Annotated in this window: 15 protein-coding genes, 1 tRNA gene and 1 riboswitch; of the genes, 5 read left to right on the forward strand and 11 right to left on the reverse strand. The window is 27.2% G+C overall.

Annotation, left to right across the window (positions count from 1 at the left end; genetic code table 11):
• Positions 1–35: 35 nt before the first annotated feature.
• The 5 genes from Q0F58_RS02635 to Q0F58_RS02655 form a co-directional block, all read right to left on the reverse strand.
• Positions 36–2429, reverse strand: a complete 2394-nt coding sequence (locus Q0F58_RS02635; RefSeq protein WP_294372207.1) for a glycoside hydrolase family 31 protein — start codon at positions 2427–2429, stop codon at positions 36–38.
• 123 nt (positions 2430–2552) lie between these two features.
• A complete protein-coding gene (locus Q0F58_RS02640) occupies positions 2553–3467 on the reverse strand; it encodes an AraC family transcriptional regulator (RefSeq protein ID WP_294372210.1) in 915 nt (304 codons plus the stop codon).
• Positions 3468–3596: 129 nt separating this feature from the next.
• On the reverse strand, positions 3597–3971 hold the full coding sequence (locus Q0F58_RS02645; RefSeq protein WP_294372212.1) for a RidA family protein: 375 nt from the start codon (positions 3969–3971) through the stop codon (positions 3597–3599).
• Between the two features lie 445 nt (positions 3972–4416).
• A tRNA-Trp gene (locus Q0F58_RS02650) sits at positions 4417–4491 on the reverse strand.
• A gap of 162 nt (positions 4492–4653) precedes the next feature.
• Positions 4654–5547 carry a metal ABC transporter solute-binding protein, Zn/Mn family gene (locus Q0F58_RS02655; protein ID WP_294372215.1) on the reverse strand — a complete coding sequence of 298 codons (894 nt, stop codon included), beginning with the start codon at positions 5545–5547 and terminating at the stop codon, positions 4654–4656.
• Positions 5548–5874: 327 nt separating this feature from the next.
• Here Q0F58_RS02655 and tsaE point away from each other — a divergent pair, with 327 nt between their 5' ends.
• Genes tsaE through rimI form a run of 3 tightly spaced genes read left to right on the forward strand, consistent with a single transcriptional unit; the run spans position 5875 to position 7494 of the window.
• Entirely contained in the window at positions 5875–6336 is a 462-nt protein-coding gene (tsaE, locus tag Q0F58_RS02660) for a tRNA (adenosine(37)-N6)-threonylcarbamoyltransferase complex ATPase subunit type 1 TsaE (RefSeq protein WP_294372218.1), read from the forward strand.
• Positions 6333–7061 (forward strand): tRNA (adenosine(37)-N6)-threonylcarbamoyltransferase complex dimerization subunit type 1 TsaB, encoded by a 729-nt coding sequence (gene tsaB, locus Q0F58_RS02665; protein ID WP_294372221.1) that lies wholly within the window; start codon positions 6333–6335, stop codon positions 7059–7061. Before tsaE ends, tsaB begins: the two co-directional genes overlap by 4 nt.
• On the forward strand, positions 7051–7494 hold the full coding sequence (gene rimI, locus Q0F58_RS02670; RefSeq protein WP_294372223.1) for a ribosomal protein S18-alanine N-acetyltransferase: 444 nt from the start codon (positions 7051–7053) through the stop codon (positions 7492–7494). The genes tsaB and rimI overlap by 11 nt, the downstream gene beginning before the upstream one ends.
• An 87-nt stretch (positions 7495–7581) precedes the next feature.
• On the opposite strand, the gene Q0F58_RS02675 is transcribed toward rimI, so the two are convergent.
• The 6 genes from Q0F58_RS02675 to Q0F58_RS02700 form a co-directional block, all read right to left on the reverse strand.
• Positions 7582–9294 (reverse strand): methyl-accepting chemotaxis protein, encoded by a 1713-nt coding sequence (locus tag Q0F58_RS02675; protein WP_294372227.1) that lies wholly within the window; start codon positions 9292–9294, stop codon positions 7582–7584.
• Positions 9295–9308: 14 nt separating this feature from the next.
• Positions 9309–10442, reverse strand: coding sequence for a sugar ABC transporter substrate-binding protein (locus Q0F58_RS02680; protein WP_294372230.1), 1134 nt, complete (start codon positions 10440–10442; stop codon positions 9309–9311).
• A gap of 139 nt (positions 10443–10581) precedes the next feature.
• Positions 10582–11157, reverse strand: coding sequence for an ECF transporter S component (locus Q0F58_RS02685; protein ID WP_294372233.1), 576 nt, complete (start codon positions 11155–11157; stop codon positions 10582–10584).
• A gap of 134 nt (positions 11158–11291) precedes the next feature.
• Positions 11292–11405: riboswitch (FMN riboswitch) on the reverse strand.
• Positions 11406–11502: 97 nt separating this feature from the next.
• Positions 11503–12618 (reverse strand): toxic anion resistance protein, encoded by a 1116-nt coding sequence (locus Q0F58_RS02690; RefSeq protein WP_294372235.1) that lies wholly within the window; start codon positions 12616–12618, stop codon positions 11503–11505.
• Positions 12619–12630: 12 nt separating this feature from the next.
• The gene (locus Q0F58_RS02695; protein ID WP_294372237.1) at positions 12631–14769 is read right to left on the reverse strand and encodes a YceG family protein; all 2139 of its coding nucleotides are present in this window, start codon (positions 14767–14769) and stop codon (positions 12631–12633) included.
• Positions 14770–14798: 29 nt separating this feature from the next.
• On the reverse strand, positions 14799–15440 hold the full coding sequence (locus Q0F58_RS02700; RefSeq protein WP_294372239.1) for a TetR/AcrR family transcriptional regulator: 642 nt from the start codon (positions 15438–15440) through the stop codon (positions 14799–14801).
• A 191-nt stretch (positions 15441–15631) separates the two neighbouring features.
• Here Q0F58_RS02700 and Q0F58_RS02705 point away from each other — a divergent pair, with 191 nt between their 5' ends.
• Complete coding sequence (locus Q0F58_RS02705) at positions 15632–16150, forward strand: flavodoxin family protein (protein ID WP_294372241.1); 519 nt, start codon at positions 15632–15634, stop codon at positions 16148–16150.
• 2 nt (positions 16151–16152) lie between these two features.
• Positions 16153–16398: a hypothetical protein gene (locus tag Q0F58_RS02710; protein ID WP_294372243.1), complete on the forward strand. Its 246-nt coding sequence runs from the start codon at positions 16153–16155 to the stop codon at positions 16396–16398.
• The last annotated feature ends 63 nt before the right edge of the window (positions 16399–16461 follow it).

Raw genomic sequence — 16461 nt, forward strand, 5'->3', positions numbered from 1 at the left:
TGATTTTATCCACAGAATTGTACTATTTTTTAATTTTAATCACAATTTAATTCACCTATGTTAAATATTGCTTTCCCATTTTCAATATTAATTTTTTTATTATTTACAACAATTTCTTCATATTCTGAATTAAAAATAGTAAATTCCACATATTTATATCCATCATTAAAATTACTATGTTCTTTTATTATATTTATATTTAAACCATCTGCATTCTCTGTTTCAATCCTATAAAGATTATACTCTCCATTTTCATATTTAAAACTTTCACCATCATCTATATAATGAGTATAAACATCCTTAGTTTTCTCTTTGCCTAAATATATTTCAAGCTTTAATTTATTCATTTCTTTTTCACCAATATAGTTCTGTTCTTCATAAACTGGAATTACCGCACCTTCTTTAATAAATATAGGACATATATCTAAAGGAGTATGTTTAATTAAATATTGCCCTCCTTCAAATTCCTCTTTTGTCCAATAGTCAATCCACCTATTTCCCTTTGGAAGATATACAATTCTACATTTAACTCCTTGTTCTAAAACAGGTGCAACTAAAACATTTTCTCCACAAAGAAACTCATCACTTATAGTATACGTATTTTCATCATTTTGATAATTAAATAATAAAGGTCTTATAAATGGCGCTCCTGTTTTGCTTGATTTCCACATCATATCATACATATAAGGTATCAATTTATAACGAAGTTTAATATATTTTCTATTAATTTCTTCTGTTTTTTTATCAAATGCCCATGGTTCTTGATCTCTTGTACCCATAACTGAATGATTTCTAAACAAAGGTGTAAATGCTCCGACTTGAACCCATCTACTTAACAATTCAGACGTACAATCATGTCCAAATCCACCTACATCAGTACCACAAAAAGTCATTCCACTAAGTCCCATATTCATGAGCATTGGTATAGACATTCTCAAGTGTTCCCATGTACTCTGATTGTCTCCAGTCCATGCTGTTGAATATTTCTGTGTACCAGAATATGCTGCTCTTGTAACAACAAATGGTCTCTTTCCAGTTGCAGCTTTTATTCCTTCATAAGTTGCTTTTGCCATAAAATGTCCATATACATTATGAATTTCTTTGTGTTGCACTAATGTTCCATCATTATTGAACATTACATCATCTGGAAGTGGTCCTCTAAAACTTGCAGGTTCATTCATATCATTCCATATGCCACTTACTCCTGTATCTACCATTATTTTTTGATTAGATGCCCACCATTTTCTCACATCGGAATTTAAAAAATCTGGATATGCTGCATCACCAGGCCATACCTCATTTACATAAACAATTCCATTCTTATCTGTTGCAAAGTAATTATTTTCAAGTCCTTCTTTAAAAATGTTATACTTTTTATCTACTTTAACTCCAGGATCAATTATTGTAACAACTTTAAATCCCATTTCATTAAGTTTTTTAATCATTGCTTCTGGATTACTAAATCTTTCATTATTCCACGTAAAAACTCTATATCCATCCATATAGTCAATATCCAGATAAATTGTATCACATGGAATATCCCTGTTTCTGAAATTTTCTGCAATTTCCATAACTCTTTTTTCTGTATCATATGACCATCGACACTGTTGATATCCAAGTGTCCATTTTTGTGGAAGAGGCATAGTTCCAGTCAAATAAGTATATCCCTTTACAACATTTTTTATAGATGGACCATACAAAAAATAATAATCCAAATTTCCATCCACTGCTGAAAAATAGTAATACTCTGAATTATCTCTTCCCATATCAAAATGAGTTTCAAAATGATTATCAAAGAATATTCCAAATGCTTCTTCTTTATTCAATCCTATAAAAAATGGAGTTGATTGATAAAGCCTGTCAAAAGTCTCTCCATGAGGATTAGGATTATCTGTATTCCAATTAACATAGTGATAACCTTTTTTATCTAAATGTCCTGTTTTTTCACCAAAACCATAAAAATGCATATCATCTTCCATTTTTTTAGCTACATATACATTATGTTCTGAATCCTTGTTAGTTGAATGGCCTTCTGCTTCAGCAAGAAGATAATCACCATATCTCCTCTTAAAAGGATTCTGCTCTCCTCTATAATCTTGACATAATACTTTATTATTACTGTCATATATATCAACAATAAAATTATTGTATATATTTATCTTAAGTTTATCTGTTATGATTTTTATTCCTTCTTCTATTTCTTCTACTTTAAACTCACACTTATTGCATGATATTAACTCATCTATATTTTCAACAGCTTTTGAATTCCTTTCCTTCCTAAATAAAGGTACAAAAAAGTTTACAATTTCATCTGATATAATTGAAACATATGCTTCAACATTCTCATATTTTATTATTATCTTATTTCCATCGATATTATATCCAGTCATATTACCATAATTTTTTTTACCCTCTCTGAATAAATTCATAATTCTCCTCCTAACAATCACATAATAAGTTTCTTTATTTTTACTTTTAATATAATTCTATATTTATATATTATAAGTTTATTTGAAAATTTTCTTATGAATTTATGATTTCAAATTACACTATTATGACTTTTTTTCTTTAAACTTCTGTCTATATTTTATAGGACTCATTCCTGTTAATTTTTTAAATATATTTATAAAATTCCCCATATTATTAAATCCACATTCTAAGCATATATCCATTATTTTTCTATCTGTACTTATGAGAAGTTTTTCAATTTCTTTTATTCTATATTCATTAAGATATTCAATTGGTGATTTTCCAATCATAGATTTAAAAAATCTACAGAAATACTGTTCATTCATATTTATCTGTTTTGCCATATCTTTTATATATATCTTTTCACCATAATTATCCTTTATATAAGAAATAATAGTCTTTATATATTCAACTTTATAATCTCTATGTTCATTATTCTTTATAATCATTCCATTTTCATATAATATGGCTAAAATATTAAGAAGTGCTGCTTTAATTTTCATTTGAGATGAAATCTTTTCAATTAAATTTCCTTCTACCATTTGAGAAAGAGAACCTTCATTTTGAAAAGTATTCAAAATTTTTTCATATTCTGATGATATTAATTTAAAGCATTTATTATCAACATATAAGACTGGCAATAACTTTAAATTTCCATTTAACATAGGTTGAATAAGTTTCATTTCTACAGAATCCATAATATCAAAACTAAGCATATTCAAATCAAATACAACAGCACTTTCACTATACGCATCCCTTGATTCAATACAATGAAGTTCTTCAGAATTTATAAAACAGAATCCCTCATCTTCAATAATGTATTTATTCATATCTATTTCCATTGTAAATTTCCCTTTTTTAAAATGAACTATCTCAAACTGATTATGCCAATGATGTTTTACCTTAAGCTTCTCATTTTCACTTTTCATAACATAAAATCCACATGGAAAAGATTCTGTACCATGCTCTCTTAATTCTTTTAACTGATTTTTATCCATAATTCAGCCCCTTCTCCATTAAATTTTAACTTATGTATAAATTTTATTCGAATATAAAAAATTACTGAAGCAGTGCTTCAGTAATTCTCATATTCGTTTAAATAAAATCATTATTATAAACTTACTAAATTAAAGATGTGCAATTATCTCAACTTCACATAGTACTGATTTTGGAAGATCTTTTACAGCAACACATGAACGAGCAGGATTGCTCACAAAATACTTTCCATATATTTCATTGAATTTTGCGAAATCAGCAATATCAGCTAAAAAACATGTAGTTTTAATGACATTTTTAAAATCAATATTATTAGCTTCTAATATAGCTGAAATATTTTTCATTACCTGTTCAGTTTGTTCTTCTATATTTTTTCCTACTACTTCTCCATTTTCAGGATTTAAAGCAATCTGTCCTGATGCAAATAATAAATCTCCAAAACTTACAGCTTGAGAATATGGTCCTATAGCTGCTGGAGCCTTATCTGTTTTTGTGAATTTTAACATATGTATCTCACCCCAATTTGTATATTTTATACAATATATTATATACTACATGAACAAAATAATCTATTACTGATTTATTAATTTATAATCTATATTATGAAAGCTTCTATTAATTCTTTTAGTTTTTTATCTCTGCATCAATTAAAGTCACCCTTCATAAATTTAACATCAATAAATGCACATGATTTTAATTTACACTATTTTTACACTCTATATCCCAATGCAATATAATCTTATAAGGATTTTACTGATACTCTTAAACCTTGCTAATACCTTATTATATCAGCATTTATGAGTTTATATAGAACAATGGTCCATTTGGTGGATAATACTTTAGCCTTTTCATCCCTCTTAATCTATTGATATAACTAGGTTTCAACTTTAAAAATTTTTATATTTTCCTATACGTTAAAAAAAGCCGTAGCACAATGTGCTACGACAATTTTGGCAGGGGCACTAGGATTTGAACCCAGAACCAATGGTTTTGGAGACCACTACTCTACCGTTGAGCCATACCCCTAAGACATTGATTATTATATAATAAAATTTTGAACAATGCAAGATTTTTTTATTATATTTTATAACGATTTAAATTTTCATTTAAATCATTATAAAATATTTTTAAAATCACTAATATAACCAATTCACAATACTTATTGTTAATTTTCTCAAAATAACAGACTTATTCTGCATTTTCATCCTTTGCAAATTTACTCAATTCACTTGCATTATATTCAATTAATTCATCAAAAGACATTTTGCCATAATACTTCCATAAACGTATTGAATAATATGGTGATAAATCCAAACCTGAAGGATATTCACCGTCATCAACTATAATTACTTTATTTATATCTAAATTATTTATTTTTATAAATTCACTTAATTCATGATTATCGAGTTTTAATATATTTAATCCAAAACTCTTTAATAAATAATCAAAATCACTGTTCAATGTTATAAATGTGAAATCATTAAGATTTTTCATTTTCTTATCATATTTATTAATCTTATTATCTAACTCTTTTATTGCTTTATTATAATTTTCTTCATAATAATCTCTATTTTGAGGATCTCTATCTTGTATTGCTGCTTTAACATTATAAAGAGCTATCTTATATTCATCTACTCCATTAAAGTAATATGGATTTTCTTTGCTTGATCCATCAACATTATAATTTAATAGTCTTATACCTCTTGCCAAATTTATTATGCCAAGATTACCCTTTTTTAATTCATCAATAAATGCATTTGCCCATGGTTCAAAACTAGTTCCTGAATATATAAATAAATCCATATTAGAAACATTATCTATAACATCATTACTATATTTAAAATTTATTATATCTTTTTCTTCTGTAAACATATATTCAACATTGTGCTTGTCCCCAGTTATTTTTTTTACCATATCATATTGTGGTTTATTTACTGTCATTATATTCAAATAAACATCTCTGCTCTGTACTCTATTTACAGAGCTGTTGTCTGTATTTGCTAATAAGGGCCTTGAAAATACACTCATACCCAAAGACAAAACAATCGTAATCAAAACCATTGCAAAAGTGATTTTTTTCACTGAAAGCACCTCCTGCACTTTTCAACCCATTCTATTTTAAAATTATAAACTTCTGTTTAAAATATAGTTATCAAAAAATTAATAACTAACATATATACTATACTTAACAAATTTATTAATAATTATAATTAATATTATACTTTATTATAACAGCTAATACAAAAGAAATATATACAAAATTATTACATTTTAATGCAGCACCTATAAATATGAAAAAAAAATCCCATAATATTATTTAATTTGCTTTTATAAAATTTTGATATACAATAAAAGAATAAGAAAATGTTTAAATATAATTTTCACAAATTTTAAACTCGGAGGTATTTTATGGAATTTCAGTTTAACAGTGTAGATGAAACAACGCAGCTTGGAATAAAATTAGGAAAATTATTAAACCCTGGTGACATAGTATGCTTGACTGGTGATTTAGGAACTGGAAAAACTCATATAACTAAAGGAATCGCTCAGGGACTTGAAATAACTGATACTATTACAAGCCCAACATTCACCATTGTAAATGAATATGATACTGGAAGATTAAAACTGAATCATTTTGATGTATATAGAGTAAGTGATCCTGATGAAGTTTATGCAATTGGTTTTGATGACTACATTTTTTCTGATGCAGTTTCAGTTATAGAATGGGCAAATTATATTGAAGAAATTCTTCCTGAAGACTTACTTCATATTTATATAGAAAAAGACCTTTCTAAAGGTGAAAATTATAGAAAGATTACTTTAACACCTTATGGAGAAAGATATAATTATATAAAGGAGCTGAAATTATGATTACATTAGCCATAGATTCTTCATCTAAAGTTGCTACTGTAGCTTTAATGAAAGACAATAAATTATTGAGTGAAATCACATTAAATGATAAAAAAGAACATTCTGTTGTCCTTATGGGAGTTATTGAAGACATATTAAAATACAACAACCTTACTATAAATGATATTGATGGTTATGTAGTTTCAAAAGGGCCTGGCTCTTTTACAGGACTTAGGATTGGAATGGCTACTGTTAAAGGTTTAAGTTTTGGAAGTAAAAAGCCATATGTAAGTATATCAAGTCTAGATGCTTTAGCGTTCAGTGCTGGTGAATTTGATGGACTTATATGTCCTATTATGGATGCCTTGAGAAATAGTGTCTATACATGTCTATTCAAGCGTAATTTAAATTCAACTACACAAGATATATTTCTTGAAAAACTTACAGATTACTGTGCTTTAGACCTTAATGAACTTATTGAATTAATAAAATCAAAGAATGAAAAGGTAATGTTTATTGGAGATGGATTGGATAAATACAAAGACTATTTAATTCAAAACTGTCCAAATGCATATTTTCCACCTAATCACTTAAATATTATAAGAGCGTCTTCATTAGGTGAATTAGGAAATATTCTTCTAAAGAATGGTACATATGATGATTCAAATTCTACTCCTTTCTACTTAAAGAAACCACAGGCAGAAAAAGAATATGAACAAAGGATGCAGTTAAAAAATGAACATTAATATAGATTTAATGACTGCCGAAGATATTGATGGTGTTTTTGAAATCAGTAATTTAAGTTTACCATCTCCTTGGAGCAGGGAATCTTATAAAAATGAATTAAATAATTCAAATGCAAGATATTTCATAGCTAAAATTAACAATAAAGTTGTAGGATTTATTGGAACATGGATTATTTTTGATGAATCAGATATAACAAATATAGCTGTACATCCTGATTACAGAAAACTTGGAATCGCTTCAAAGTTGATAAATTCAATGATTGATTATTGCAATAAGAAAAACTGTACTTCATATACACTAGAAGTAAGGGCTGGAAATGATGCTGCTATCTCGTTATATAAAAAACACGGATTTAAAATTGAAGGTATAAGAAAAGCCTATTATCAAGATAACAAAGAAGATGCCCTATTAATGTGGTTGAGATTAAATTAAATATAAATACAAAAACTGCTATATAAAAATCATGAATTTATTTTTATATAGCAGTTTTTTAATTTATATCCTTATTAATTTATAGAATTATAAATCAAATTTTTCAACTGATGCATTCAATGTTTCAGCCATTTCATCTAAATATAAAGCTTGAGAAGAGACTGAATCTATTATTGCAATCTGTTCTTCTGTAACTGATGATGAATTTTCACTATCTTCACTTAATTCTTTAGTATTGTTATTTATAGATTCCATCGATTCATTAATAAAATCTACTTTTTCAGAAAGTTCTTTAATATAGCTAATTATGTTTTCTGTCCTTTTATCAATTTCACTATTTGAATCATAAATTTTTTCAAAAGCATTTACTACAGTTTGAGCAAAATTATTACTTCTTTCAATCTGCTCAGAACTCTTTTCAGTATTTACATATATATTATCAGTTCCTGTTTGTATTTCTTTAATTATTTTTTCTATTTCCATTGTGGCATTCTGACTTTGTTCAGCAAGTTTTCTTACTTCTTCTGCAACAACTGCAAATCCTTTACCTGCCTCACCTGCACGAGCAGCTTCTATAGATGCATTCAGAGCTAAAAGGTTTGTTTGTTCTGATATATCTGAGACCATTTCAACTACATGTCCAATTTTTTGAGAGTTAATATTTAAAGCCTCTACTTCTTCTCTAAAATTATGTAATGATGAATTAACTTCATTTATTTGGCTTACCATATTATCCAGAGTTTTCCTTCCTTTATCAGTATTTTCACTAGCCTCTGTTACTTCTGTTTTAAGATTTTCTATATTATCCACTGTTCTTTTTATTTTATGAGTAACATCTTCTATTTCCGAAAACATATTTCCAACTTTTTCTGATTGAATTGCTGCTATTTTACTCACTGAGCTTATGGATTCAATTACTATATCATTAGCACTTTTACTCTGCTGCATATTTACAGTTAAATTTGAAGATGCTTTTGTTACACTTATTGCACTTTCTCTCACTGCACTTATGATCATATTTAAAGATTTTTTCATCTCATAAAAAGTGTTTTCAAGAACATCTAATTCATCTTTAGACATCTTATTTTCACCTTTATCATCATATTTATAAACAAGATTTCCTTTTGCAATATCTTCTGCTGTTTTTCTTAAATTTATTATTTTTCTGCTTATACCATCTGAAAATCTTAACGCATATATAAATGCCCCTATTGATAAAATTACAATAGTAACTATTAAAAACATAACTGTCTTGTTAAATGACTGTTCTATCTGTTCTTTTATTGTATTCATGTATGCTATTTCATTAGAAAGAAGTTCTCCATTAGTTAAATCAATATATTGCGCTTTCTGTTCAGCTGAATTGTAATAATCCGCTGACTTAATTGCAGTATCTTTATCTTTATTATATATTACTGCATTATTACAATCTATCTTAGTATTTATAAGAACATTTTTAAATACATTGTAACTTAATTTACTATCTTCAGAAACAATGGATTCATCTAATTCATTACATATTTGTTCAATTTCACTCCATGTATTATTAAATTTTCCCACATCTTCTTGATTATCAGCAGTTATAATATTGCTTGTAACTTCAATCATAGATTTAGATAAATCTTTTAATCTGCTTTCTTTATAGGTGTTTTCAGCTAATATTTTATATTTTTGAGTATAAACATAATTCCTATACATAGATAATATATTCGCACAAAACAATGCCAATATTACTATCCCAAAAGATAAAACCATCTTTTTCTTAATAGTCATATTTTTAATTATACTACTATTACTCATGTCCATATCCCTCCTTATTTTTGTGGTCTTTCGTTTTCAGGAATATTTTTATACACATCTTCATAGTCATGGAATTCATCTTTTATTATTGTATCCATCATATTATCCTTTGTTACAACAACTGGATCAACAAAACATGCTGGAACTTGTATCTTTCCATTATCTATTGTTGCATTTGTTTCTACACTTTCACCTTTAGCTAATTTCACTGCCATTTCTGCTGCTGTTCCTGCTATTTCCTTAGTAGGCTTGTAAATAGTCATGAGCTGAGTACCTTCAACTATTCTTTGACACGCTGCTAGTTCAGCATCAAGACCTGTAACAGGTATACTACCAGCTAAACCAAACTTATCAAGAGCTGCTATAGCACCCAATGCAGTTCCATCATTAGCACATATAATTCCATCAATATTAATATTCTGACTTAACAGTTCATAAACATTATTATAAGCTTCTTCAGATTTCCAATCAGCAGAATATTTATCCATTACTATGTTAATTGAATCCTTGTATTTATCTAAAACATCCATGGCTCCCTGTCTAAACAGTAATGCATTATTATCTGATTCAGAACCGCCAACATATGCAATATTTCCACTTGGAACATTCTTTAGCATTTCTTCTGCCTGAAGTTTACCTACAGCATAATTATCTATAGATACATATAAATCAACATCACTATTTTTTATTAACCTATCATAAGCTATTATTTTTATACCTGCATTATGAGCTTTTTCAACTGCCTCAGCACATATTTCTCCATCATGAGGAGTTACAACAAGAACATTTACTCCTTCAGCTATTAACTTATCTATCTGAGAAAGCTGCATTTTATCATCACTATTAGCCTGTTCTACTCTTACCTGTGCACCAAGTTCATTAGCTTTCTTTATAAATTCATTTTTGTTTACTTTCCATATAGGTTCTTTTAATGAATCTATTGAAAAACCTATTATAACTTGATCCCCAGTATTGTGTATTACCTTTGTGCCAATATTTTTAAAATCCTTTTCATAATTATCTAACTCATAAATGCTCATATCTGTGTTATTTTCACTTTGAGAGTTATTAACTTGTCCGCACCCTCCTAAAATTAATATTATTGGTAAAAAACTTGCTATTAATATCTTTCTTATATATTTTCTCATCTTAACCTCCTCTTTCAGTTCTCCTTTTTATTTATAATATAAGTTTACACTTAATTTTACCATATTTTAAAAATATTATTAATATAACATGCAAAAAAACCTAGTAATCGCAAAATTACTAGGTTTTTTCATCTCTTAATTATGAAATTCTATTATTTATAGGTGATCCAAAGTTAGGTTCAGCTTTAAATATTGATACAGATACTCTTTTATATAAGAAATATGTTAAAACACTGACCATCAATGCTTTTACCCCATTAAAAGGTAATAATCCAACTGTAACATATTGTGTCAATTCAGCTGATGACATGCTCATTCCGTATAAAGGAAGTAATATATATATATTAGCAAATATTCCTGCGATCTCCATAATAACTGCTCCTATAATCATTCCTAAAATTGCAGTTTTCTTACTCTTCTTCTTATGATAAATAAATCCTGCTGGTAAAATCAAAGCTGATCCAACAATAAAGTTAGCCATAACTCCTGCTATGCTGCTTCCTTTAATAAAGAAATATAACAGATTTTTTACCAATTCTATTGCAACTCCAACTAAAGGCCCGAATCCAAATGCACCTAATAATGCAGGAACATCACTTAAATCAACTTTCAACCATGGAAATATCGGTATCACAGGAAAATCAAAATACATAAGTACTAAAGATATTGCTGACAATAAAGAAATTTTAATAAGTTTGTTTGTTTTACTATTCATTAATCTGCCTCCCAGAATTATCTTCGTGGGTATCTTATTAAGAATACTATAATAATTTATGTTAAAAAAAATAAACCCTGATGAAAAACATCAGGGCATTTAATACAAACACAAATAAATCATATTTCCTAATAGGTTACCTTCTTTCATCCAGACTATACTGTTGGCTTCGGAATCACACCGAATCTGCTTAATTGCTCGCGGGCTGTACCGCCAGTAGGGATTTTCACCCTGCCCTGAAGATATATTATATTCTATATATGATTATATACATTTCTTTTTAAAAAAGCAATATCTTAAGCAATTTTTTCAATAAAGGTAAAAAACAGTTATTTTGTTGTAATATCAATTTTTCAATTCCTTAATTCTTCTGTTTAAGTCTTCTAACTGTTTTGTTCCCTCTATCCTCTTTTGAGAAGCTTCTTCCTGGATTCTCTGAGTTTCTGAAACTCCTCTCATTATTTCATTCCATGCTTTCTGAAGAGTTTCAATATCTACCGAACTACTGTTAGCCTGCATTGCTGTTTTTATGGATTGATCTGCTGTATTTTGTGCATTTCTCATAATCATTTCATTTGTAGTCTTATCAAGTGCTTCTAATGCTTCACTTTGAAGTGCCTGTCTCTTTAAATGAAGTGCCTGAACAAGACAATTTTTAAATACAGGAAGTGTGACAATAAATGCAGAATTTATTTTTCTCATAAGATTATAATTTCCAACCTGAATCATTCTAAGTGATGGCATTGCCTGAAGTGCTACTGTCTGTGAAAGTTTTAAATCATAAACTCTCTGCTCCAATGCATTTTGAACTTGTTTCATCTGATTCAAATCCATTTGAGCCATACTATCATTAGTTGCACTATACTTCTGCTCCATTTCAGGAATTATTGATGTTTTAAGTTCATCTATTGCAGCTTCACCAGCTAATATATATTTAGTCAGTTCTTCATAATATTTAACATTTTCATTAAACATATCATCAAGCTGTTTATTGCTTTTCAATATCTCATCCTGATAAGTCATCAGTACTGCTGTAATTTTATCTATATCTGCTCCCATTGTATGATATTTTTTAATTATCTTATCAACCTGCGCTTTTGCATTAAAAAATAATTTTTCAATAAAATTTTGATTTTTAGTAAAATCCTTTTGATTAAAATTATCCATTATCTTTTTCAATTTATTCAGTATTATGCTGGAATCTTCAACTTTTGTTGATTCAACATTGCTCAATATTGAATCAGAAAATTTTGCAAGTTCTTGTGCTGGCTTATCTCCAAATTTAAGCAGACTGTTTAAATCATATACATCTATACTTTCAACAATTTTATCAATTTCTGGTGAATTTTTAAGTTTTTGCTCTATTTCCTGTTTCTTTTCTTCAATAATTATTTCTTTTGGTTCTTCTGAAATTATTTCATTTTGTTGTACTCCATATTGCCTATCTGTCTTTAATCCCATAAATTTTCCTCCTTAAATATTAAATAATCTTTCAAACAGAGATCTTTTTTGTTTCTTATTTTTTATCTTAGCTGGAATTTCTAAATTATATTCAACTGTTTCAAGTTTAAATTTAGAAATCAAATTTTCGTCCATAACGTTTTCTATGTTTAAATATCCTGCTGGATTAAGAATAACAATATCTACTCCCATTAAAACCATAAAAATTATAATTATAGAATCCTCTTTAGAATATTGCTTTGTACTATTATTAAATAGTATAATCTTTGGCACTTTGCCACCTATATCATATCCTTGAAGCATTCTTACAAATCTTTCCTCAAGACTTAATATCGTAAGAAGAACTTTTATCTTAAAATCTTTATCTTCTTTAAATTTCAAATAATTTCCATTAATAATTTCCTGTATATTAGAAATAATATTACTTTGAACACTTTTATCTAAATATTCATATTTATAATACTTGCTTTTTTTTAATTTATCTAAAATTATATTGCCTGACAAATCAAATAAATAATTGGCACCATAATATTCCTGATTATTATAACTATTTTCATAAATATTTGTATCATATATAACTTCAGTATTATCCGGACTCTTAAGCTTTATAAACATATCATAATATTCATCTATATCTTTATATACTCCATCTATTTTTAAGAATATAACAGGATTTTCAACATGATTATTTTTATTTAAAAAACCAGATCTGAATTTAGCTTCCTCATTCCATAAAATAAATGCTTCTTCCAAAGTTGTTCTCAATATTACAGAAGTAATTTCCTTGCTGTTAAGCTGATATGGTCTATACATTCCTGTTTCATCATTATATATAATACTTTCAACCTGCTGCTCAGCTTTATATGCTGTAGTCTTTATCTCACTTACTGATTTTTTAGGAATTTCTTTAATATCAAAAAAGTTACTTTCCTTGCTGATTTTAAATTTTCCTACATTTATTAATTCTTCATTAAAATCCTGCATGCTATAAATATAAACAATATCTATATTTAACATTTTCAGCATCTTTAAGAAATATATTTCATGAAGCTTTATACTTCCAAAAAATAAAACAGCTCTTTTATTATGTGATATTATAAAATCCTTTATTCTTAAGGTCCATATCAATAGTTTTAATGAAAAATTTTCTGTTACAGATCTTGCTTTGCTTTTTTTATCAAATTCATCTATCACTTTTTTGAAAACTATATCATCATTAAAGTATTCCTTAAACAGTTCTATATAAGACTTTACTTTATTATTTTTATCAGTTATTTTTTCTAATATAAAATTAATCTCTTCATTTGATACAGGCAAAATCTCGCCAGTAATTTCAATAGTTTCAAAATGTTTATTCAATTCTGTTCTCAATTTACCTAGAATATTTTTATATTCATCTTCTCTACAACTACTTCCAATAAATGCATTATAAAAGCTCTCTATTTCCTCTTTTTCTATGCTATCAAGAAATTTACTCAAATCCATATCTGAAATATCTGAAACTTCCTCACTTGTTGTCTTTCTTTCAAGATTAAGCTTTCCTCTTTGCACTTGCCTATTTTCTAAAGCTTCTTTTAGAATGTCATCTATTTTACTGCTCTTCTCATCCAAATATTTCTTTCCTTTAATAAGCACAGAATATTCATCTATATTGCTTATCCTAATAAATTCATCTTTGTCATTTAAAGTAATGTACATTACCTCATACCCACAAAAATATAGAAGAATTAAAAAGTATACACCATGTTTTTTTATTTCACCAATATATAAAATATTATAATTTGAATTATTTTCTTTAAGATAATTTTTAAGCCATAAAATCATCTTAGCTATAAAATTTACTGCCATGTTTTTATTTATATTTTTTTCGTTTTTTATATATAAATCTAATATTTTAAGTATATACTCATATTTATTAATAGAAACACCATATTTCATCATTATATTCTTTAACAATTTTTCTTCAACTGAATAACTACTGCTTATAACAGCAGTTAATTCTTTAATAAGCTCACAATCAACATTATTAGGAAACGCCTTATCTATAAATATATAAGAACCATCTTTTTCAGATTTAAGCTTATATTCAATTATAATGTTCTTAATCTGTTCTATATCATCAAATCCAATATATCTACTTAACTTATTCATCAATAAAACAGCCTCCTGTAAAAACTCATTTAAAATGATACATTTCCTATTAGTATCTGTTCTACAAGTTCTAAATAATTTCCTTCATAAACAATGATTCCATTTGTAAACATACTTGCGAGTCCATGAACGGTAGCCCACATAGCAAGTATATTTTTTCCATCTTTTATTGGATCAGAATTCATAAATCTTAAAGCTTCCTCAGCACATTTTTTAAATATTTTAAATGGTTCATAATCATAATTTTCAATATTATTCATATTTACTTTAATCTTATATTCACTTGAGTTAAAAAATAAAAGTTTGAAATAATCTTTATTTTCCACCATAAAAGAAACATACTTTTTCCCAATTTCAGTAATCCTCTTCATAGGATCATTTTTATATTTATCCGCTACTTCTAAAATTGCTTCTGTAAACCTTTCATCGATATATTCTTTAATCGCTAAAATAAGTTCTTCTTTATTTTTAAAATGTTTATATGGTGCTGCATGACTTACATCACACATAGAAGCCAATTTTCTTAATGAAAACTTTTCTGCTCCCTCCTGAGCAAGAAGCTTTACCCCCGTAATTATCATGGTTTCTTTTAAATCTCCATGATGATATTTATCTTTATTAATTTTACATCTAGACATTTTCTGTTCATTATTATTAACTATTTTATTCATTTTCTTCTCCTATTGTATTTTTATACAATCTGTGCTACGAATTAATATTTTAAATTTATTATACCATCATAATCTGCAATTTTATATTTTATATTATTTTCCTTTGCAAGTTGACACTGTAAATTTAAAGTGTTAATATATGTCTTAAGTTTACAATGTAAACTTGTTTATGAAAGGAGATTATCTTAATTATGCTATTAATTCACGATCTAAGTAAAAATATAGAAACCCAGCTTATCCCGTATCTAAGAAGTGATACAAAAATATTCTCTCAGGAAATCAGTAATATACATCCCTGCCTCGGATGCTTCAAATGCTGGATAAAAACACCTGGCAGATGTGTAATTAAAGATGATTATACAGAACTACCTAAGTATATTCTTCAAAATAATACTTATGTATGTATAAGTGCAATAAAATATGGCTGCTATAGTCCTTATATAAAGAATATAATAGACCGCTCTATTGGATTTTTACTTCCTTTTTTTAGGTTTGTCAAAGGTGATATTCATCATTCACTCCGTTATAAAAATATTCCACGACTTGTCTTTATAGCTTATGGTAATGATATAACTGAAGATGAAAAACAGACATTTTATGACTTAGCTTATGCAAATTCAATAAATTATGAAGCAGATAAATTTGAAGTCCTGTTTGCTGAAAATATTAAAGATTTGCAAAACATCTTAGCTGATTTAAAGGAGGATTAAAAATGATTAATTTATGCATTATAAATTTAAGTCCAAGAAAAGAAAAAAGTCGTTCTGATTTTATAATAAATAATTTTCTTAACTTACTTTCTAGTAATGTAAATGTATGTGAATATTACTCAAGTGATATTCTTAAAAATCCTGATTTGTTTGAAAATATAATAAAAAATGATAAACTCATCATATGCAGTCCTCTATATGCTGATTCACTGCCCAGCTCTGCTCTTACATTTTTAGTAAGCGCATAATAAAATAGTATATTGATATATAAAATCCGCTGAGCTATCATAGTTATGATGATCAGCGGATTT

The sequence above is a fragment of the uncultured Clostridium sp. genome, assembly GCF_934754915.1.
Classification (GTDB): Bacteria; Bacillota; Clostridia; order Clostridiales; family Clostridiaceae; genus Clostridium.